The organism is Actinomadura rugatobispora, assembly GCF_055379765.1.
Genome location: NZ_AP029191.1, coordinates 12,115,258 through 12,134,788, shown reverse-complemented (window position 1 = coordinate 12,134,788; position 19,531 = coordinate 12,115,258). Strand labels below are relative to the sequence as shown.

Annotated in this window: 18 protein-coding genes; 6 read left to right on the top strand and 12 right to left on the bottom strand. The window is 75.6% G+C overall.

Annotated elements, in window-relative coordinates; translation table 11 throughout:
- Nucleotides 1-47: 47 nt before the first annotated feature.
- The gene (locus ACZ466_RS54465) at nt 48-266 is read right to left on the bottom strand and encodes a hypothetical protein (protein ID WP_378281998.1); all 219 of its coding nucleotides are present in this window, start codon (nt 264-266) and stop codon (nt 48-50) included.
- Nucleotides 267-456: 190 nt separating this feature from the next.
- Here ACZ466_RS54465 and ACZ466_RS54460 point away from each other — a divergent pair, with 190 nt between their 5' ends.
- From ACZ466_RS54460 to ACZ466_RS54450, 3 genes are all read left to right on the top strand, one after another.
- Nucleotides 457-1,086 carry a TetR/AcrR family transcriptional regulator gene (locus ACZ466_RS54460; RefSeq protein ID WP_378281999.1) on the top strand — a complete coding sequence of 210 codons (630 nt, stop codon included), beginning with the start codon at nt 457-459 and terminating at the stop codon, nt 1,084-1,086.
- A 187-nt stretch (nt 1,087-1,273) separates the two neighbouring features.
- A complete protein-coding gene (locus ACZ466_RS54455) occupies nt 1,274-1,933 on the top strand; it encodes a maleylpyruvate isomerase family mycothiol-dependent enzyme (RefSeq protein ID WP_378282000.1) in 660 nt (219 codons plus the stop codon).
- A gap of 68 nt (nt 1,934-2,001) precedes the next feature.
- The gene (locus ACZ466_RS54450) at nt 2,002-3,489 is read left to right on the top strand and encodes an aldehyde dehydrogenase (protein ID WP_378282001.1); all 1,488 of its coding nucleotides are present in this window, start codon (nt 2,002-2,004) and stop codon (nt 3,487-3,489) included.
- A gap of 6 nt (nt 3,490-3,495) precedes the next feature.
- Here ACZ466_RS54450 and ACZ466_RS54445 read toward each other — a convergent pair whose 3' ends face one another.
- The 5 genes from ACZ466_RS54445 to ACZ466_RS54425 all read right to left on the bottom strand — a co-directional run bounded on the left by ACZ466_RS54445 (nt 3,496) and on the right by ACZ466_RS54425 (nt 8,134).
- Nucleotides 3,496-5,100, bottom strand: coding sequence for an ABC transporter permease (locus ACZ466_RS54445; RefSeq protein ID WP_378282002.1), 1,605 nt, complete (start codon nt 5,098-5,100; stop codon nt 3,496-3,498).
- Nucleotides 5,097-6,020, bottom strand: a complete 924-nt coding sequence (locus ACZ466_RS54440) for an ABC transporter ATP-binding protein (RefSeq protein WP_378282003.1) — start codon at nt 6,018-6,020, stop codon at nt 5,097-5,099. The genes ACZ466_RS54445 and ACZ466_RS54440 overlap by 4 nt, the downstream gene beginning before the upstream one ends.
- Before the next feature lie 117 nt (nt 6,021-6,137).
- The gene (locus tag ACZ466_RS54435; RefSeq protein ID WP_378282004.1) at nt 6,138-6,308 is read right to left on the bottom strand and encodes a hypothetical protein; all 171 of its coding nucleotides are present in this window, start codon (nt 6,306-6,308) and stop codon (nt 6,138-6,140) included.
- Nucleotides 6,301-7,020 carry a TetR/AcrR family transcriptional regulator gene (locus ACZ466_RS54430; protein WP_378282005.1) on the bottom strand — a complete coding sequence of 240 codons (720 nt, stop codon included), beginning with the start codon at nt 7,018-7,020 and terminating at the stop codon, nt 6,301-6,303. Before ACZ466_RS54430 ends, ACZ466_RS54435 begins: the two co-directional genes overlap by 8 nt.
- Before the next feature lie 187 nt (nt 7,021-7,207).
- Complete coding sequence (locus tag ACZ466_RS54425; RefSeq protein WP_378282006.1) at nt 7,208-8,134, bottom strand: alpha/beta fold hydrolase; 927 nt, start codon at nt 8,132-8,134, stop codon at nt 7,208-7,210.
- A 56-nt stretch (nt 8,135-8,190) separates the two neighbouring features.
- Between ACZ466_RS54425 and ACZ466_RS54420 the strand changes: the two genes are divergently transcribed.
- Nucleotides 8,191-8,922 (top strand): TetR/AcrR family transcriptional regulator, encoded by a 732-nt coding sequence (locus ACZ466_RS54420; RefSeq protein WP_378282007.1) that lies wholly within the window; start codon nt 8,191-8,193, stop codon nt 8,920-8,922.
- Nucleotides 8,923-8,940: 18 nt separating this feature from the next.
- Here ACZ466_RS54420 and ACZ466_RS54415 read toward each other — a convergent pair whose 3' ends face one another.
- The 4 genes from ACZ466_RS54415 to ACZ466_RS54400 are packed head-to-tail and all read right to left on the bottom strand — an operon-like array spanning nt 8,941 to nt 15,109.
- Nucleotides 8,941-9,516, bottom strand: coding sequence for a hypothetical protein (locus tag ACZ466_RS54415; protein WP_378282008.1), 576 nt, complete (start codon nt 9,514-9,516; stop codon nt 8,941-8,943).
- A 50-nt stretch (nt 9,517-9,566) separates the two neighbouring features.
- Nucleotides 9,567-14,072: a HEAT repeat domain-containing protein gene (locus ACZ466_RS54410; RefSeq protein WP_378282009.1), complete on the bottom strand. Its 4,506-nt coding sequence runs from the start codon at nt 14,070-14,072 to the stop codon at nt 9,567-9,569.
- 15 nt (nt 14,073-14,087) lie between these two features.
- Nucleotides 14,088-14,603, bottom strand: coding sequence for a hypothetical protein (locus ACZ466_RS54405; protein ID WP_378282010.1), 516 nt, complete (start codon nt 14,601-14,603; stop codon nt 14,088-14,090).
- A 59-nt stretch (nt 14,604-14,662) separates the two neighbouring features.
- Nucleotides 14,663-15,109 carry a nuclear transport factor 2 family protein gene (locus ACZ466_RS54400; protein WP_378282011.1) on the bottom strand — a complete coding sequence of 149 codons (447 nt, stop codon included), beginning with the start codon at nt 15,107-15,109 and terminating at the stop codon, nt 14,663-14,665.
- 112 nt (nt 15,110-15,221) lie between these two features.
- Here ACZ466_RS54400 and ACZ466_RS54395 point away from each other — a divergent pair, with 112 nt between their 5' ends.
- Together ACZ466_RS54395 and ACZ466_RS54390 are read left to right on the top strand one after the other, a co-directional pair.
- On the top strand, nt 15,222-15,701 hold the full coding sequence (locus ACZ466_RS54395) for a MarR family winged helix-turn-helix transcriptional regulator (protein ID WP_378282012.1): 480 nt from the start codon (nt 15,222-15,224) through the stop codon (nt 15,699-15,701).
- Nucleotides 15,698-17,032 (top strand): MFS transporter, encoded by a 1,335-nt coding sequence (locus tag ACZ466_RS54390; protein ID WP_378282013.1) that lies wholly within the window; start codon nt 15,698-15,700, stop codon nt 17,030-17,032. The genes ACZ466_RS54395 and ACZ466_RS54390 overlap by 4 nt, the downstream gene beginning before the upstream one ends.
- Before the next feature lie 7 nt (nt 17,033-17,039).
- Here ACZ466_RS54390 and ACZ466_RS54385 read toward each other — a convergent pair whose 3' ends face one another.
- Entirely contained in the window at nt 17,040-18,800 is a 1,761-nt protein-coding gene (locus ACZ466_RS54385) for an FtsX-like permease family protein (RefSeq protein WP_378282014.1), read from the bottom strand.
- Nucleotides 18,800-19,528 (bottom strand): ABC transporter ATP-binding protein, encoded by a 729-nt coding sequence (locus ACZ466_RS54380; RefSeq protein ID WP_378282015.1) that lies wholly within the window; start codon nt 19,526-19,528, stop codon nt 18,800-18,802. Before ACZ466_RS54380 ends, ACZ466_RS54385 begins: the two co-directional genes overlap by 1 nt.
- Nucleotides 19,529-19,531: the final 3 nt, after the last annotated feature.

The window sequence follows — 19,531 nt, the reverse complement described above, 5'->3', positions numbered from 1 at the left end:
GGTCGACCTCCAGGCCTACCTGCGGTTCTACTGCTGACGCGGGGGTGTCAGTCGTCGTCCCCGCCGTCGTCGTCGTCCCCGTCGTCCCCGTCGTCCCCGTCGTCGCCGTCATCGTCGCCGTCGTCGACGGCGCAGCCCGCCGCGGAGAGGACGACCGCCGAGCCGACGGCCGCCACGGTGACGACGGCGGGCACGGACGCGGGCGTCAGCGCCGCCACGATCGCCAGCAGGCCCTTGGCAAGAGCGTGCAATGTCCTGGTGAGCATGGATCCTCCAGGGTCCGGTGAACGCAAAGCCTAGGGCACCGCCGGTGATCGTCCGCCGACGTTCGCGTGTACACGGGATGACGGACGGAGAGCGCGCGCACTGCGTCCCCAACGGGCGCGAGTCCACCGCTTCGGCCAGGGCGCGATGTCGCTTAATCTCGGTGCAGGCAGGCCGGGAGGGGATGAACGGGTGGTCACCAAGGCGGCGGCGCGGCGCAGCCAGCAGGAGCGCACCAGGGCGACCACGGCGGCCCTGGTCGCGGCGGCGCGGGAGTTGTTCGTCGAGAGCGGGTTCTCGGGCACCTCGCTGGGCGCCATCTGCGACCGCGCGGGCGTGACGCGGGGCGCGTTCTACCACCACTTCGACAACAAGGAGCAGATCTTCCGCGAGGTGTTCGCGGCCGAGCAGGAGGAGCTGGCCGCGATCGTCCGGCGCGCGTTCCTGGCCGAGCCGGACCCGTGGGACGGGCTGCTGGCCGGGGCCCGGGCCATGCTGGAGAGCTCCCTCGATCCGGCGGTGCGCCGGATCACCCTCATCGAGGCGCCCGTCGCGCTCGACTGGACCGTCCTGCGCGACCTCCAGGCGAGCTGCAAGGAGCAGTTGCGCGCCGGGCTGGCCATCGCGATCGAGGCCGGCTGCATCCCCGACCGCCCGCTGGCCCCGCTGACCTCGCTGCTCTATGGGGGGCTGTGCGAGAGCGCGCTGGACATCGCGCGCGCGGACGACCCGCCCGCCGTCCTGCGCGACACGCTCGCCCAGCTGGAGGCCATGCTCGCGGGCGTCGCCGGCCGGGTCTCCGGCTGCGCCCACACCGGCTGACCTGCTTCTTTCTCTGTCCAGGTGGTTCCGCGGTTCCGCACACCCATTGACATACATTCTGTATGTATGTAAGTTCCGGGACGTACTCCGGGTACGAAAGGGCGGGGCGATGCGCAGAGGGGGGCCCGACCTGTCCGGCCAACTGGAGCCGTCGCCGACCGGCGGCGCTGATGAACGGAGCGAGCGGATGACCACGACGCAGAACCCGCCCCGAGAGGCCACCGTCAAGGGGGCGATCGCCGAGTACGACGCGCTCGCCGCCCTGCTGGACGGGCTGACCCCCGCCCAGTGGGAGACCGCCACGCGCTGCACCGGCTGGCGGGTCCGCGACGTCGCCGGGCACGTCCTCGGCGGCGCGGCCGACATCCTCGCGGGCGCCGTCGGCACCAGAACCGCCGACGAGCAGGCCCGTGCACACGGCGGCGGAAGCCCGGCGGAGACGGCGCGCGACCTTCGTGAGGCGTCCGGGCGCGTCCGGCAGGCGCTGGAGCGGCTCGACGACAAGGTCTGGTCGCTGCCGGGCCCGCTGGCCGACCGCAGCGTCGGCGAGGCCGTGCTGAGCCTGTGGCAGGACACGTTCGTGCACGCCGACGACGTCCGCGCCGCGCTCGGCCTGCCGCCGGACCGCGGGCCGGGGCTGGAGGCCACCGTGCGCTGGCTGCGGCTGGCCCTCGAACGCAAGGGTTGGGGTCCGGTCACGCTGGTCCTGGACGGTCTGGGGACCCACCCCGTCGGGGAGGGCGGGCCGGAGCTGCGCGGCGACCCGGTGACGTTCGTGCTGGTCGCGACCGGGCGCGCGGAGCCGGAGCGGTTCGGCGCCGACGCGGGTGTGAACGTGTACGCCTGACCGCATATTTACTAGTTGGCCGTCCAGCTTGTATCTTCGGTCTCCCATCGCCCTTCAGGGAGAGCGCCGTGCACGCGTGGGACGAGCTGTACATCGGCGGTACCTGGGTCCCCTCGACCGGCCCCGGCCGCATCGAGGTCGAGAACCCCGCCACCGAGCGCACCGTCGGGCGGGTTCCCGACGGCACGCCCGCCGACATGGAGCGGGCCGTGGACGCCGCCCGCGACGCGTTCGACACCGGCCCCTGGCCGCGCATGACCCCGGACGATCGCGCCGCCGCGCTGGAGGACATGGCGGACGCGCTCACCGCCCGCGCCGGCGAACTGGCCGTAACGATCACGATGGAGACCGGCCTGCCGATCACCATCGTCGAGCTCGCGCACGCCCGCCCCGCGATCGCCGCCCTGCGCCACTACGCGCGGCTGGTCAGGACCACCGCCTTCGAGGAGGATCGTCCCGGCGCGCGCTCGCCGTTCCGGCTGCGCCGGCTCCCGTCCGGCGTGGTCGCCGCGATCGTGCCGTGGAACATCCCGGTGCTGGGCGCCTGCGCCAAGATCGGCCCGGCGCTGGCCGCCGGCTGCGCCGTCGTGCTCAAACCGTCTCCCGAGACCCCGCTGAGCGCCTTCCTGCTCGCGGAGGCCGCGCACGAGGCGCGGCTGCCGCCCGGCGTGCTGAACCTCGTCCCCGGCGGGCGGGAGGCGGGCGCCGCGCTGGTCGCCCACCCCGGCGTCGACAAGGTCACCTTCACCGGCAGCACCGCCGTCGGCAAGCGGATCGCCGCCGTCTGCGCGGAGCGGATGAAGCGCTACTCGCTCGAACTGGGCGGCAACGCCGCCACGATCGTGCTGGACGACGCCCCGGCCGAGCGCGTCGCGGCCGGGGCGGTCGCGATGGGGCTGATCAACAACAACGGCGAGGCGTGCATCGTGCAGGGCCGGATCCTGGTGCCGCGGGCCCGCGAGAAGGAGCTGGCCGGCGCGATCGCGGCCGCCGCCGGCGCCATCCCGGTGGGCGACCCCGCCGACCCGCGCACTCTGCTCGGCCCGATGATCACGAGGACGCACCGCGATCGGGTCCTCGGCTACGTCGCCTCCGGGATCGCCGAGGGCGCCGAGCTGGTGCACGGCGGGCGCGTCCCCGCCGGGTTCGACCGCGGCTGGTACGTCGAGCCGACCGTGTTCACGGGCGTCCACAACGGCATGCGGATCGCCCGCGAGGAGATCTTCGGCCCGGTGCTCACGGTCATCCCCTACGACGGCGAGGAGGAGGCGGTCGCCATCGCCAACGACACCGAGTACGGGCTGTCCGGCTCGGTCTGGGCCGCCGACCCCGAGCGCGCCGCCGCCGTCGGCACCCGGATCCGAGCCGGATCGATCTTCGTCAACGGAACGCTGCGCCTGGACGCCGACGCGCCCTTCGGCGGCTTCAAGGAATCCGGGATCGGCCGCGAGGGCGGCCCGGAGGCACTGGCCGAGTACCTGGAACCCCAGGTCATGTTCCTCCCGGCGGGAGAGGGCCGGGCCCCGGGCCCGGCCCTCTCCGGCGACCTCACCTGACCCGCTTCAGCCCGTGGTCAGGTCCCGGCGGCGGAAGCCGGTCAGTCCGGCGGCGCCGAGTGCCAGGACGGCCGCCGTCAGCCACAGCAGGGGCGTCGCGGTCACGTCCGCTCCGGGCAGCTTGGGGATGTGGGTGAACGGCGAGATGTCCATGAGCCACTGGTCGGCCTGGAGGGCGCCGCCGAACAGCATCAGCACGGCGGCGACGGCGAGCGCACCCCAGCCGGCCGAGGAGAAGCGGGGCAGCAGCCCGAAGAACGCGACCGTCACCGCCGCGATCAGCCACACGGCCGGGAGCTGTGCCAGGGCCGCGCCGACGAGCTTGGGCACCTGGCCGCCCACGTCGCCCTCGTCGATGCCGTGGGTCAGGCCCGTCGCGAGGCCGCCGACCAGCAGTGCCGCGGCGGATCCGAGCAGCGCGAAGGCCAGGTGGGAGGCCGCCCACCGGATCCGGCCCAGGGGCGTGGCCAGGAGCGGTTCGGCGCGCAGCGCGGTCTCCTCCGTGCGCAGCCGCAGCGTCGCCGACACCGCGTACCCCGCCGCGAGGAGCCCGGTCATGCCCATGATCGAGGAGAAATATATGTCGACGATGCCGCCCGACCCGCCGATCAGGTCGAAGATCTCCTTGAGGTCGGGGTTCTCCTCCAGCATCTGCTCCACGCCGCCCGCGACGCCGCCGAACACCATGCCGAGGGCGGCGAATCCGGCGAGCCAGGCGAGCAGCGGCCGGCTGTGCAGCCGCCAGGCGAGGGAGAACGGGCCGCGCAGTCCGGGCGACGCGGCCGCCGGGCCCGGCTTGGGCGGCACGAGCCCGGCGCCGACGTCGCGGCGTGCCGACAGCATCCCGGCCGCCACCACCAGGACGAGCGTCAGCGCCAGGGGGAGCGCCGCCACCCACCACCGCTCGTCGCCGAAGGCGCCCAGCCTGGTGCCCCAGCCGAGCGGGGACAGCCAGGACAGCCACGACAGGCCGTTGCCGGCGCCGCCGACGTCGGCGGCCAGCCGGACCACGAACGACGCGCCCAGAACGGTGACGGCGATGCCGCGCGCGGCCCCGGCGCCCTCGGAGATCTGCGCGGCCACTCCGGCGACGCCCGCGAACACCCAGCCCGCCAGCGCGAACTGCAGGCCGAGGGCGAGCGCGCCGCCGAAGCCCAGGTCCTGCCCGGTCATGCCGAGGGTGAGGATCACCCCGATCAGCGCGCTCGCGACGAAGGTGACCAGCAGGGCGGCGGCCAGCGCGGCGCCGCGGCCGAGGACGGTGGCGCCGAGCAGCTCGCGCCGTCCCGCCTCCTCCTCGGTGCGGGTGTGCCGGATGACGGTCAGCGCGCAGATCAGCGCGATCATCACCGGGATGAACCCGGACCGCTGGCCGACGATCCCGCCGATGCCGGTGTCGTGCAGCGGTCCGTACAGCGCCAGGAACGTGGGGTTGTTCCCGGTGGTGCGGGCGTAGCTGAGCTGTTCGGCGGCGGTGGGGTAGAGCTCCTTGGACGCGACCACGAAGTTGAGCGGCATGACGGCCAGGAACAGGATCCAGATCGGCAGCAGGAAGCGGTCGCGGCGCAGGATCAGCCGGACCATGCCGCCGGTTCCGACGAGCGCGGTCATTTCACGGCCCCTTCCGGCACCTCGTCCTTGTAGTGGCGCAGGAACAGCTCCTCCAGCGTCGGCGGCTGGCTGACCAGGCTGCGGACGCCGGTGTCGGTGAGCTGCCGCAGCACCGCGTCCAGGCGGGCGGTGTCGACCTCGCAGCGCACCCGGTTGCCCTCGACGACCAGGTCGTGCACGCCGGGCAGGTCGGTGATCCCGTTGGGCGGGGCGGCCAGTTCGGCCTGGATGGAGGTGCGGGTCAGGTGCCGCAGCTCGGCCAGCGTCCCGCTCTCGACCGAGAAGCCGTTGCGGATGATGGTGACGCGGTCGCAGAGGGCCTCGACCTCGCTGAGGATGTGGCTGGAGAGCAGGACGGTGCGTCCGCTCTGCTTCTCCTCGCGGATGCACTCCTGGAAGACCTCCTCCATGAGGGGGTCCAGGCCCGAGGTGGGCTCGTCCAGGATGAGGAGTTCGGCGTCGGAGGCCAGGGCGGCGACGAGGCCGACCTTCTGGCGGTTGCCCTTGGAGTAGGTGCGGCCCTTCTTCTTGGGGTCGAGCTCGAAACGTTCCAGCAGATCGGCGCGGCGGCGGGGGTCGAGCCCGCCGCGCATGCGCCCGAGCAGGTCGATGACCTCGCCGCCGGAGAGGTTGGGCCACAGGGTGACGTCGCCGGGGACGTAGGCCAGCCGTCGGTGGAGGCGGGTGGCGTCGCGCCAGGGGTTGCCGCCCAAAAGGGTGGCGCTGCCGGCGTCGGGGCGCAGCAGGCCGAGCAGGACGCGGATGGTGGTGGACTTGCCCGCGCCGTTCGGGCCGAGGAAGCCGTGCACCTCTCCGGCGCGGACGGTCAGGTTGAGGCCGTCCAGCGCGCGGGTGCGGCCGAAGGTCTTGACCAGGCCGGTGACGGCTATGGGTGTGTCACTGGATGTGAGGGAAGGCATGGCGAACACCTCGTCTGGGGGGTGGATTCGTTTTCGGGCACGCGACCGCCGCCCCGTTCGCGTTTCGAGGGAGCTGGGGCGGTGCGGTCGCGCACCGGGACAGGAGGTGTGGCGGAGTCAGGCCCGCCGGTGCCCGCGGGGCGGATCGGAGTCGGCCTTGCGCGCGGCCGCGTCCGTGGTGGAGATGCGGCCCGAGACCGTGCCGTCCACGACCTCCGGGGCCCCGGCCGCCGGGTGGCGGGCCCGCGCACCGGACGCGCGTGCGCAGCGCGTGCGCGAGCTAGGCATCGCCGTCTCCGGACGCGCCGTTCCCGGTGGAGTGGCGGTCGCGCATCTCGGCGAGTGCGGCCTTGCCCTTCTGGACGAGGTCGTCGTCCACCACGTTGTCGGTGTAGACGTCCATCATGGCCATGCCCAGGCGGGGGTAGCCCTCCATGGTGAGGGTGTTGGCGCCCAGGGCCCGGGACAGGTGCTCGTGCAGCACGATCGAGCCGAAGGTCATCGCGACCATGGCCGCGGAGTAGGCGTGCAGGTCGGAGGTCCGGGGCTTGCTCAGCCCCAGACCCGGGTCCTCGAACATCGCCTTGGTGACGGCCACCGCCTCGTCGAACAGCTGCGCCGCGCCGGGGGAGCCGTCGACCAGGGCGCGGGCGAGGTAGCGCTGGATGGGCAGGCCGGTCTGCATCGCCAACGCGATGAACCCTGGATCGCCCATTCCTCCCTTGAGCGACTCCTGCTTGGTGGTGCGGAGGGCTTCCATGGCGTACTCGTCGCACGCCTCGCGCAGCTTCTCCTTGGACCCGAAGTGGTGCTGGACGAGACCGGGGGACACGCCCGCCGCGGCGGCGACACCGCGGATCGTGGTGCCGCGCACCCCGTGCGTCGCGAACTGGTCGAGCGCGGCGTCCCGGATCCTTGCCCGGGCCGTCAGGTCCTGGTCGCGCGCCGCCTCGTCGGGTGTGGCCGGGCCGGTCGTGCCGGGCTCTTCGCCCCCCGCCATGGTGCCGCTCCTCGCTTCGCGCGGACCGGTGCGCGGCCGTTCGCGACCGGCCCGCCCCGCGCTCTCCAATACAAGCGTTCAGTTTCCAATACAGTTGTATACCCACCTGGGCGCGGGCGGCAACCGGGGCGGCGGGACCAGTGTGCTAAGACTTCGTTAAGATCGCTCCCGTCGAAGAAAGCGCAGGTCAGGCCCGGCTTCGCGGCGAGCCGAGCCGGGCGTGGCCGCGGACCTCGGCGGCGACGGTCGCCCAGGCGTGCTCGGGCAGGTCGTGGCCGACCCCGGGCAGGACGACCAGGCGGGAGCCGGGGACGGCGGCGGCGATGCGGCGTGCGGCGGAAGGGCGGATGAGCGGGTCGTCCTCGCCGTGCAGTACCAGCGTCGGGGTGCGCAGCGCGGAGATGGGCGGGCCGTGCCACCGGGCGCCGATCTGGCGGCTCTGCGCGCGCTGGTCGCGGATGCCGGGATCGGCGGAGCGCTCGATGCCCGCCCGCGCGGCCTCCTCGTCGAAGGGGCGGGCCGGGGAGGCGAGGATGCGGGCGACGGCGACGCCGGCCTCGACGTCCCCTTCCGGGGTGTCGGGGAACTTCAGGCGGGCCAGCTTGGCCAGCGTGCCGAGGCGGATGTGGCGCAGCGTCCTCAGCCCCGCCAGGTCGCCGGGCACCGCGGAGGACGAGGTGAGGGTGCGGACCCGGCCGGGATGGCGGAGCGCCAGGCGCTGCGCGGCGGCGCCGCCCAGCGAGGCCCCGAGCAGGTGCGCCGACTCCCAGCCGAGCGCGTCCATGACGGCGATCGCGTCGTCGGCCATGTCCTCGGCGGTGTAGGCCTCGCCGCGCCCGTGGAGGAGCGCGTCGATCGGGCCGCGGGACGCGGTGTCCGGCAGGTGGGTGGACTCGCCCGCGTCGCGCTGGTCGAAGCGCGCCACCGCGAAGCCGTGCGCGGCCAGCGCGGCGCAGAAGCCGTCCGGCCACCACCTGCGGGACGCCCCCAGCCCCATGAGCAGGAGCAGTGGCTCCCCGTCCCGGGGGCTGTCCAGCAGCCGGTCGTAGGCGATCCGGACGCCTTTGTTGTCGGCCCAGCGGACGGGGCTCCAGACCTTCGGCGGTGCGGTCACGGCCGGCCTCCAATACTGCGATCGTCGTTCGCAGTTTCTAGGATAGGGGATCCGTCATGAGGAAGGACAGGTGGCCCGTGCCCGACGAACCGGGGACCGTCGACAGAGGAACGGTCTGGGACCGTCCCGAACGGGGCTCGCGCGGCCCCGCCCCCGAGCGCAGCCGCGCCCAGCTCACCGCGGTGGCCGTCGCGCTGGCCGACGCCGAGGGCCTCGCCGCGGTGTCGATGCGCAGGGTCGCCGGGGAGATGGGCACCGGCCCGGCGACCCTGTACCGGTACGTGCGCGGGCGCGACGACCTCGTCGACCTGATGATCGACGCCGCCGCCGGAGAGATCGACGTGACCGCCCCGCTGACCGGCGACCCCGTCGAGGACCTGGTCGCCCTCGCCCTGCAGATCAGGCGGGTGAACCTGCGGCACCCGTGGATGCTCGACCTGCCCCCGGAACCCGAACGCCTCGGCCCGCGGGCCATCGACTACCTCGAGTACGGGCTGCGCGCCCTGGAGCCCGCGGAGTCGATGAACGGCCAGGCCAAGCTGGAGACCATCGCACTGATGAGCGGGATGGTGTCGCTGTTCGCCCGCACCGAGATCCAGGAGCGGCGCTCGCCCACCGAGCGGCAGGCCGCCTTCGCCGCCCATTTCGCGCACGTCATCGCCGAGGGACGCCACCCGCTGCTGGCCGGGCATCTCGCGAACCAGGCGCCGGGCGGGCTCGAGGAGCCGGCGGCCCTGTTCGAACGCCTCGTCCGGCGGGTGCTCACCGGCCTCATCGCCACCGGCTGAGCGGCCCGCCCGCCCGGTTCAGCGCACCAGGGCCAGCAGCATCGCGCCCAGGAAGCCCGCCATGAGCACGCCCTGCACGACGATCGCGGGCGCCGACGCGGCGAGGCGGACCGGCACGGGCCTGCGCCCGCCCCCCGGCATCCGCCGCAGCCGCTCGAGGTCGGCGTCGAAGCCCGGGCTGCGCAGCAGCAGCCCGTTGCGCGGCGCGGCCAAGCTGATCCGGGCGCCGTCGCGCTCCTCGACCTGGACGGAGCGCCCGAAGAGGCTTCGCGTCACGACCAGGGCGTCGACCCGTTCCCACGGCGTCTCGGCGGCGCGCCCGACCAGCCGGTTGCTCAGGCCGTCCGGCCACGCCTCGGTGAGCCCGCCGCACAGGATCAGCGCGCTGCGCAGCAGGGCCCCGCTCAGGCCCAGCCCGACCAGCAGGAGTGTGGAGGAGGGCATCCACGCGCCCGCGCACACCAGCGCGGGCCCGGCCAACGCCGGCGGCACGGCGAGCAGGACGTGGCGCCCCCGCGGCCGCAGCCGCAACGCCGGACCGCCGCCGGTCCTCGGGCTCGCCGGACCCGCCGGGCTTGTCGGGCTCGTCGTCATGCGCCACATGGTGAAGGGCGTGTGCCCGCCGCACAATACGCTCGCGCGGCCTACTCCGGTAGCGCTCCGGTGCCGATCCGGTCGAGCACGGCGGTGTAGAGGCCGCGGCGGTCGGGACGGGCGCGCCCGGCCGCGTGCCGCAGCGCGCGGGCGGCGGGCGTCCCGTACCGCACCAGCCCGTCGGCGGCGGCACGGCGGACGGTGGGACGGGGATGGGAGAGCAGCCCGACCAGCGCCGGGATCGCCGGCAGCCACGCCGCGTACGACACGCTCCTGATCGCCGAGCGGACGATGTCGGGCCGCGGATCGTCCAGCAGCCGGCACGTCTGCTCCAGGTAGGCCGGGGCGTCCAAAACGCGGCGGGAGATGCGGTGGGCGTGCAGCCGGATCCGCGCCTCCCGGTGACCGATCGCCTCGGCGAGCAGCTCCTCCAGCTCCGGATCGCGGTGGCCGCCGCCCCGCTCGTCGTGCCGCTCGGCGAGGACGGTCAGCGCCCGGCGGGCCTGCTCGGTGGTGCCGGTGCGGGCGAGGCCGAGCAGCGCCTCCCGGGACGGGCCCCGGCCTCCGTCCGCGTCGGCGGGCGGCGGGGTGCGGGTGCGGAGCGCGGCCAGCGTCTCGCCGTCCCGGCGTGCGGCGGCGGGGTCGCGGAGCGGGCCGTCGACCAGGTCGATCCGGTCGGCCAGGTCGTCGCGTCCCTCGGCGCGCAGCCGTTCGCGAGCCCGCTCCAGGGCCGGGGTGCGCAGGAGCGGACGGCCTGCGAGGAGGTCGAGCACGCCCCACGCGCCGGAGTCGAGCCGTCCGGCGAGGGCCTCGGCCAGCAGGTCGGGGTCGGCCCGGCGCAGCGCCTGCCCGGCCGGCGTGCGGGTGGCGGGGGCGCCGTGCTCCCACCAGCGCAGCAGCAGCGGGACCAGCCGGGCCAGGGTGTCGGGCTCCAGGTGGGCGGCGACGCGGGCGGCCCGTTCCGCGACGGTGTCGTCCACGGGGTCCTGCGGCCCGGTCCCGCTCAGTACGGAGGGCAGAGCGGGCGCGAGGGCGGCGGTGTTCGCCGGGTCGATCCGGCCGTCCAGGAACGCGCGCAGGACGGTGCGGCGTACGCCGGGCTCCGGCCAGCCCACGAGCGTGCGCGCGGCGGCCTCGCGCCGCTCCCGCGCGGGGTCGTCGAGCATCGCCAGCAGCCGCTCGCGCTGCGCGGCCGAGCGGGGCTGGTCCAGATCGGAGGAACGCGGCGCGCGGGCGTCCGCGACGGGGCGGCCGGCCTCTTCGGCGAGGGTCCAGGCCGGCGCGCCGAGCGGCTGGAGCTCCAGCATCCAGTTCAGGAGGGCGTCGCGGACGGCGGCGCCGGCGTCCGCGTAGACGGCGGCCAGCGCCGCGAGCCGGTGCCGCGAGCCGACCGGACGCTCCGGGAGAGGGGCCGCGTCGCGGAAACGCCGGAGCGCCTCGGGCGTGCGTGCCGCGTCCTCCAGCCGCTTGCTCCATTCGCGTTCGGCGGGCGCGGACGATGCCTCGGTGAGACCGGGGATGAATGCCTCGCGCAGGACCGTTTCCTCGGCCGACCCGGGATCGGGATCGCGTCCTGCCGCGTCCAGAGCGTGTCCCAGGTCGGCGCGGGTCAGAACGGCACCGCAGGCGCGCAGCAGGCTCAGCAGCGACCGGCCGCCGACGGCTTCCAGTGGAAGCGCCCGGAGGCGGGCGGCGATCGCAAGAGCCTCGGCCGCTGCCAGCCGTGGCACCGCCTCCCCGAGCACGGCGACCAGGCCCTTGCGGTCGGCGCCGTCGAGCCGGGCCAGCCCGGAGGTCAGGACCGCCGCCGAACGCGCGAACAGCTCCAGCTCCCGATCGTCCCAGGGCGGCGGGCACAGCCGCAGCGTGAAGCGCAGGACCGGACCCGGATCGCGGTCGGCCCCGGCCAGCTCCAACCAGCGGTCGAGCAGCGGCCGCAGCCCTTTCAGCGACTGCCAGACCGGAAACCCGTCGTGGCCGTCGTGCCGGACGAGCAGGCGCGCCATCTTCGCGTCCCAGCCGAGGCTTTCCAGGGCCTTGATGGCGGCGATCGCGTCGGCGCCGGGCGAGGGGGCGTGGCGCGGTGGGCGGAGGCCGTGCTCGGCCATCGGCTCCGCCAGGTCCGCCACCGTGCCGGAGGCCAGGGCAACCCGCCCGTCCGCGACGAGCGACAGGAGCGTCCGGCCGGACGGGGACCCCTGCGCGGCGAGCGCGGCGATCGCGCGGGCGGGGAGCCGCCGGTCCAGGCGGCGCAGCAGCAGCTCGCGGGTGCGCTCGTCACCGGCGCGGTCGGCCGCCGCGACGAGCGCGGCCGCGAATCCGTCGCCGAGAACGGCCCGCAGCGCGCGGTCGAGCGCGTCCCGCAGCCCGGGGTTGTCGTGGCGGCCGAGCCAGGACAGCAGGGCGGGCACCGCCTCCGGCGCGCCCGCGCGGGCCAGCGCCTCGGCCGCGGCCTTCTTCACGTTCATGACGGGGTGGTCCAGGCACGCGGCGAGTGCGGGCGCGGCCCCGCGGGCGCGGGCGTGGCCGAGAGCGAGCACCGCCTGCCGCACGGTCTGCGCGTCCCCGGCGGATGTCAGCGCGATCAGGCCGGCCGACAGCGCCCGCGCGTCCGTCCCGTCGGCGTCCTGGGCGAGCAGGGCGATCGCCTGCTTGCGGACGTGCCGGTCGCGGTCGCGCAGCAGCGGGTGCACGCGGGCGCGGACGCCGCCGTACGACGGGACGCGCCGCAGCATCTCCAGCAGGATCGCGCGCTCGGAGGGTTCGAGCCCGCCGTCGTCGAGCAGGTCGAGGGCCATGGTCGCGGCGAGTGCGTCGCCCGCCTCCCGGGGGCCGGGCGCGTCGAGCAGGCAGCGCGGCCGGATCCGTCCCCGTGCGTGGAGTCGTCCGCCCAGGTCGCGGATCGCGGCGAGGACCTCGTCCGGGACCTGCGGCACGACCGTCCCCGGCGCGTCCGCGTCCGGCGCCCGCGACGCCGCGAGATCGGACACCACCCGCAGCAGCAGGTCCGCGACGGCCGGGACCGTGCCCGCGTCGCCGTTGCGGGCCAGCACGCACAGCGCCGCGGCCGGTTCGTCCGGGTCCAGCCCGGCGCGCAGCAGCTCCAGCTCGCGCGGGTCGGGACCACCGAGGTCGGACAGGATCCGCCGGGGAAGGTCGCGCGGGTCAAGCCGTGCCAGCAGCGCGTGCCGCTCCCCGGCGTCGGCGGTGAGATGCCACAGCAGCTCAAGGGCCCGGTGGCGGACGGCCCGCAGGTGCGGGGCGATGCCCGTGCCGTCCGGTTCCAGACCCAGGCCCTCCCGGAGCGCCGCGGCCGCCGCCTCCGCGCCGACGGCTTCGAGAGCGTCCAGCGCGGCGGCGGGGAAGCGGGGCAGCAGCGCCAGGACGGCCCGCTCGGCCGGGACGTGGCGCAGCGCCCGGATCGCCCGCAGGAACGGCACCGGGTCGGCCGCCGCGGGCAGCAGCCGGGAGATCGTCTCGCCGATCGGCAGGTTGCCGGTGCCCTGGGCGGCCAGCGCCACCAGCAGCTCCAGGCGCCGCGGCCAGTCGTCCGGCCCCGGCTCCGAACCGTCCGGCGCCGTGCGGGTGAGCTCCCGCAGCGTCTCCGCGCGGCAGGTGAAGAGGAGCGTCGCCACCTCGTCCGCGGGTACCGAGTGGTCGGCCAGCGCCAGGCCCAGGATCGCGGGCACGTGCTCGCCGGACGGAAAGTGGCCGCGCCGGTGCAGGCCCAGCAGGCAGGCGATCCCGGCCCCGGCGAGCAGCAGCGGGTCGGCGGCGGCGATGCCCGCCAGCGCGGCGACGTCTTCGCGCCGGGCCGGTCCGCCCGCCAGTTCGAGCGCCCGGCGGCGCAGGACCGGCGGACGGTCCGCGTCGGCGGCCACGTCCAGGAGCAGGTCCAGGTGCCCGTGGCGGGCCGCCGCCTCGACCGCCGCGCCGGATGCCGCCGCGTCCGATGCGAAGGAGGACGAGTCGAGGAGGCGCCGGAGCGGGCCGTGGGGGATCGGGTCCAGGGCCGCCCAGGGCTCGGCCAGCTCCCGCAGCGCGCCCTCCGCCGCCGGGCCGGAACCGCCGTGCGCGGCGATCTCCAGCAGGAACGCCCTCGTCTTTGAGGGGGCGAGCAGGGCCGCCCGGACGGCCTCGCGCGTGATCCGCAGGGCCTCCGCGCGCAGCGCCGCGTCGCGACGCTCCAGCAGCACGCGGACCAGTTGCTCCGGCTCGTCCACGTCCGTCGCCCGCAACCCGTGAACGGCCTGGTAGAGCGGTTCGCCCGCGGGTTCGCCCGCGACGTTCGCGGGCCGTGCGGCGATCTCGGCGCGCAGCCAGGCGATCCGTACCGGCACGGGCAGATCGGTCTCCCGCCACCGGGGCCACGGCCGGTCCCGGAGGTGGCGCCGCAGCAGGAGGTGGAGGCGCGCCAGCGCGAGGGCGGCCTCGGGCGGCGCGTCCGCGGGCAGCGAGCGGGGGAGCGTCCGGGCGTGCGCGGCGGCGTCCTCGCCGTCCGCGCCGGCGGCATCGAGCCGTTCGGCGAGCCGCGGGAGGTCGTCGGGCGAGGTCATGGCGGCGGGCGTCCGTCAGCCGCCGCTGCGCGAACCGCTGCCGAAGCCCGCCCGGGCCGTGGTCCCGGAGCGTGTGGTGATCGTGCCGCTCGCGGGCGCGGTGAGCTCTCCGCCGGAGACGTAGCCGGAGCGGTGGCGGCCGCCGTAGTACCAGAAGTAGCTGTACCGCGAGCTCGACGCACCGGGCGAACCGGCGGAGGGAGGCGTGGAGTCGGAGCCGAGATCGTCGTCGTCGCACAGGTCGTCGTCCACGACCCGGTAGCCCTGGTCGGGCTCCTCGTCCGGGACCCCGCCCTTGGGACTCCGCACGCAGTAGGCGGTCACCTCGTCGTCATCGTCATCGTCGTCGTCCGAGGGGGACGCGGTCGGCTCCGGTGTGGTCGGCGTCGCCGGGCTGGACGGCGTCGCCAGGCCGGAGGCGGACGGCGTGGTGTCCGAGGAGCAGCCCGCCACGACCAGCGAGAGCACGCTCACCATGCCGACCTGGACCGCCCGCGAACTCAGCCGGCGCCCGGGCTGCGGTGGGATCATCCGCCCGTCCCTTCATCGACTGCGGAAGATCATGCCAGAGAGGAGGGGAGGGCAGGGGGTCAGCCGATGGTCCGCCATTGCTGTTCGATGGCCATCGCGCGGCTGCGCCAGCCGTCCGGGGTCAGGAGCAGGCGGTGGTGGTAGAGGCCGCCGCCCCGGATGAGCCCTGGGGCGTCCGCTCTGACCAGGTCCCGCGAGGGGGAGAGGGTGTCGGAGAACGGCGCCCGGGCCGTGGCCGTGAGGCCGTCGTCCTCGTCCGGGCCGAAGGCGATCGAGGGGACGCCGAGCAGGTGCTGGCGGCCCGGCCAGGCGGGCAGCGTCTCGGCGAGCCAGGCCTTCACCTCCTCCCGGGCGCCCCTGGGGCCGCCGGGGGCGGAGAGGTCGAGCTCGGCGCCTTCCGTGAAGACGGTGTCCAGCAGGTCCCAGTCGCCGTCGTCGACGGCGCGCGCGTACCGGACCAGCAGCTCACCGATCTCGGCGCGATGGAGCGGTTCCCGGTCGGGCATCGGCCACCTCCAGGCTTCTCAAGCAAGCGTTAGGTTACACGTCGCCCGCCGGAAGGGCGGTTCATCCCGATTTGCATAGGCTACTTATATGAGTTACTGATATAAGAGTCTTATGGAACAGTCGCCGTCGTTCGACGAGCTGGAGCTCGCGGCAGCGCTGGGCCGGGTCTCCTCACTGATGAGGGCGCTGGCCCTGCCCCGCGACCTGTCGATGACCACGCTCTCGGTGCTGGCCAACGTGGAGCGGTTCGGCCCTCGCCGGATCACCGAGCTGGCCGGTGACGAGGGCGTCACCCAGCCGGCCATGACCCAGCTGGTCTCCCGGCTGGAACGGCTCGGCCTGGCCGAGCGGCACAGCGAGCCCGGCGACCGCCGGGCCGTGGTGGTGCGCGTCACCGGCGCCGGACGGGCCGAGCTGGCCCGCCGCCGCCAGGTCCAGGCCAAGCGCCTGGCCGAGCTGCTGGCCGAGCTGCCCGCCGCCGACCGCGCCGCCATCGCGGCCGCGCTGCCGGCCCTCAACCGGCTCACCGGCCGCGGCCTGGAGGCCGCGAGGCCGGACGACGACGCCCCGACCCACCGGAGCGATGGATGACCAACTCCCGAACCGGCCGCCGAGCGGGCGACCCGACCGGAACCGGAACCGGGACCGCGGCGGCGCCGCCCGCCGCGGCGCCGAGCCAGAACCCCTTCCGCCAGCCCAAGGCGGTCTGGGCGGTCGCGTTCGCCTGCGTGATCTCGTTCATGGGCATCGGCCTGGTGGACCCGATCCTGCCCGCGATCTCCGATGACCTGCACGCCTCGCCGAGCCAGGTGACCCTGCTGTTCACCAGCTACCTGGTGGTGATGGCGGTGGCGATGCTGGTCACCGGCTGGGTGTCCAGCCGGATCGGGGCCAAGCGCACGCTGATCGCCGGGCTGGTGCTGATCGTGGTGTTCAGCGCGCTGGCCGGGACCTCCGGCAGCGTCGAGGGCATCATCGGCTTCCGCGCGGGCTGGGGCCTGGGCAACGCCCTGTTCGTCGCCACCTCGCTCGCCGTCATCGTCGCCTCCGCCAGCGGCGGGTTCGGCGGCGCCATCATCCTGTACGAGGCGGCGCTGGGCCTCGGCATCGCGGTGGGCCCGCTGCTGGGCGGCGTGCTGGGCGACATCAGCTGGCGCGGCCCGTTCTTCGGCGTCGCCGTCCTGATGGCCCTGGCGCTCGCCGCCACGATCACGCTGGTCCGGCCGCAGCCCGCGCCCGCGCGCCGGACCTCGCTGGCCGACCCGCTCAGGGCGCTGCGCCACCGCGGCCTGCTGATCATGAGCCTGACCGCGCTCTGCTACAACTGGGGCTTCTTCACCGTGCTCGGCTACGCCCCGTTCCCGATGGAACTGGACGCCCTCCGGCTCGGCCTGGTCTTCACCGGCTGGGGGCTGCTCGTCGCGGTGTTCTCGGTGTTCGGCGCGCCGTGGCTGCAACGCAGGTTCGGCCTCGCCCGCACCCTGTACGGCACCCTGGCGCTGTTCGCCGTGGACGTCCTGGTCATCGCGCTGTTCGTGGACTCCAGGCCGGTGCTGATCACGGCCGTGATCGTGGCCGGGGCGTTCATCGGCGTGAACAACACGGTGACCACGCAGGCGGTGATGATGGTGGCGCCGGTCGAGCGCCCGGTCGCCTCGGCCGCCTACGGGTTCGTCCGCTTCATCGGCGGCGGGCTGGCGCCCTACGCCGCCGGGCGGCTGGCCGAGCACTTCAACGTGCACGTGCCGTTCGCCGTCGGGGCCGCCGCGATCCTGGCCGGCGTCGCCATCCTGGCCACCGGCCACCGCGACCTCGGCCGGGCCGAGCGCGCCCAGGCCGAGCTCGACGGGCGGGCCGGCCACGGCGACCCGGACGCGAAGGTGTCCGAGGCCGCCGAGGCGAGCGGCGGCTCCTCCTCCTGACCCGGCGTCAGCGGGCTTCGAGGAGCCCGGCGACCGGGCGGGTGGCCCCGTACCGCACGGGCACGGCGGTGAGGAGCGCGACGGCCGCGAGCGTCACCGGCACCGTGGCCGCCAGCGCGAGCACCGGGACCTCGGTCCGGCTCGTGGAACCGGCGGCGATCCGGGCGGCGGCGTACACCAGCAGGCCCAGCGGGACCCCGCCCACCGCCGCGACCGCCGCGGGGACCAGCTGGGCGGCGGCCAGCCCGGCGGTGACCTGCCGCGGCGTCGCCCCCAGTGCCCGGGTGAGCGCCGCGGCGCGCAGGTTGTCCAGCGAGGTCGTCCAGGCGGTGAGCACCGCGTTGACGGCCGCGAGCGCGACCATGGCCAGCGACAGCACCAGCACGATCTGGCTCACCCGCTCGGTCACCGGGTTGCCCGCGCCCGGCACGAAGTCGGGGCCGAGGAGCACGGTGTTCCTGCGCGCCACGTCGCGGCTCATGACCAGGGCGGCCACGACCATCGCGACGGTGACCGCCATGCTCAGCCCGGCCAGCACCGTGCGGCGCGGCCGACGCGCGGCGATCCGCGTGCCGATCAGCAGCGGCACGGGCAGCCCGGAGGCCGCGGCGGCCAGCCGGGAGCGCCGGCCCGGGCCGCGCACCGGATCGGCCAGCGCCCGCACCGTGCTGATCCGGGCGCCGCGCAGCGCCGGTACCGCCGTCGCCGCCGCGGTGACCCCCACCGCCACGGCCAGGACCGCCAGCGCGGTCCCGGGGGTGGGCGCGGGCGTGCCGGCGTCCAGCAGGCCGGTGATCGGCCCGGTCAGCAGCGGGGCCGCGGCCCAGCCGCCCAGGACACCGACCGCGGTGGCCGCGACCGCCACCGCCAGATGCTCGGCCAGCAGCACGGCCGCGACCAGCGCGGGCGTGGCGCCCGCGACCTTCAGCAGGCCCACCCGCCGGCCCTGCTCGGCCAGCCGCCCGCCGACCAGCAGCGCGACGCTCATCGCCGCCAGCAGCGCCAGCGCCCAGGCGCCGATCAGCAGCGCGCCGTTGGCCCGCCGCAGCTCCGCGGTCGCGTACGCGCCCATGTCCTGCCAGGACCGCACGCCCTGGTGGCGGGCGGCGAAGGCGGGCGCCGAGGCGGGATCGTCCAGCCGCAGCGGCATCGTGTACCGCCGCGGGCCGGGCGCGGCGGACGGCAGCCGCGCCGCGTCGCCGCGGGTCACCCACACCAGCCCGGGGGTGGACGACGGGTACGGCACCCGCCCGGTGCCGATCGCGATCCCCGCGACGGTGAAACCGCGCCCCGCGATCGTCACCCGATCGCCTGGCCGCACCTCCAGCGCCTCCGCGAACGCGCGCTCGACCACCGCCGTACCGGGACGCAGCCAGCGGCCGTCGGTGACCAGCGGGCGGTCGAGCGAGGCGGGCGCCGTGTCGCGGCCGTGCACGACCGCGTTGACCGTGACGTCCCGCACCCGCAGGGCGCCGCTCACCGTCGGATAAGGGCGCCCGGCGGCGGCCACGCCCGGCTCCCTCGCCAGCGCGGCCAGCGTCCGGGCGTCGCCGATCGCCACCGCGTCCGGTCCGGCGGTGGCGGCCCGGGTGCGGTCCCACGGCTCGCCGGCCACGTTTCCCACCAGCAGGCCCAGCGTCAGCGTCGTGGTCGTCGCGGCGATCGCCACCAGCAGCAGCGCCGCCTGCGCCGGCCGCCTGCGCAGGTCGCGCAGCGTCAGCCGCAGCACCGTGCCGATCGCCGGGGCGCCGCGCTCCCCTCGGGCCATCAGAGGTCCAGCCCGGCGAGCGCGGCGGATCCGGCGGCGGGACGGCCGAGGACGGTCTCGTCGGTGAACGCGCCGTCCCGCATCGTGATCAACCGGTCGGCGGTCCCGGCGACCCGCGAGTCATGGGTGACGATGACCACGGTGCGGCCCTCGGCGCGCAGCGCGCCGAACAGCCGCAGCACGTCGGTCGCGGCGGCGCTGTCGAGGTTGCCGGTCGGCTCGTCGGCCAGCAGCAGGCCGGGGTCGTTCACCAGCGCCCGCGCCACCGCGACCCGCTGCCGCTGCCCGCCCGACAGCCGCCCCGGGAGCTGCCCGACGCGGTCGGCCAGGCCCACCCGCTCCAGCAGGTCCTCGGCCCGCCGCCGCGCCGCCCGCCGGGACGTCCCGGCCAGCAGCGCGGGCAGCTCCACGTTCTCCCGCGCGGTCAGCTCGTCGACCAGATGGAAGGCCTGGAACACGAACCCGATCCCGCGCCGCCGGACCCGCGCCGCCGCCGTCTCCGACAGCCCGTCCAGCCGCCGGCCGGCCAGCCACACCTCGCCGCCGTCGGGACGGTCGAGCCCGCCGAGCAGGTGCAGCAGGGTGGACTTGCCGCTGCCGCTCGCGCCGACGATGCCCACCGTCTCGCCCGGCGCGACCGCCAGGTCGACATCGTCGACCGCGCGCACCAGGGACGGCCCGCTCCCGTAGTGCCTGCGCAGGCCACGCGCCCACAGGGTGTACTCCACGTC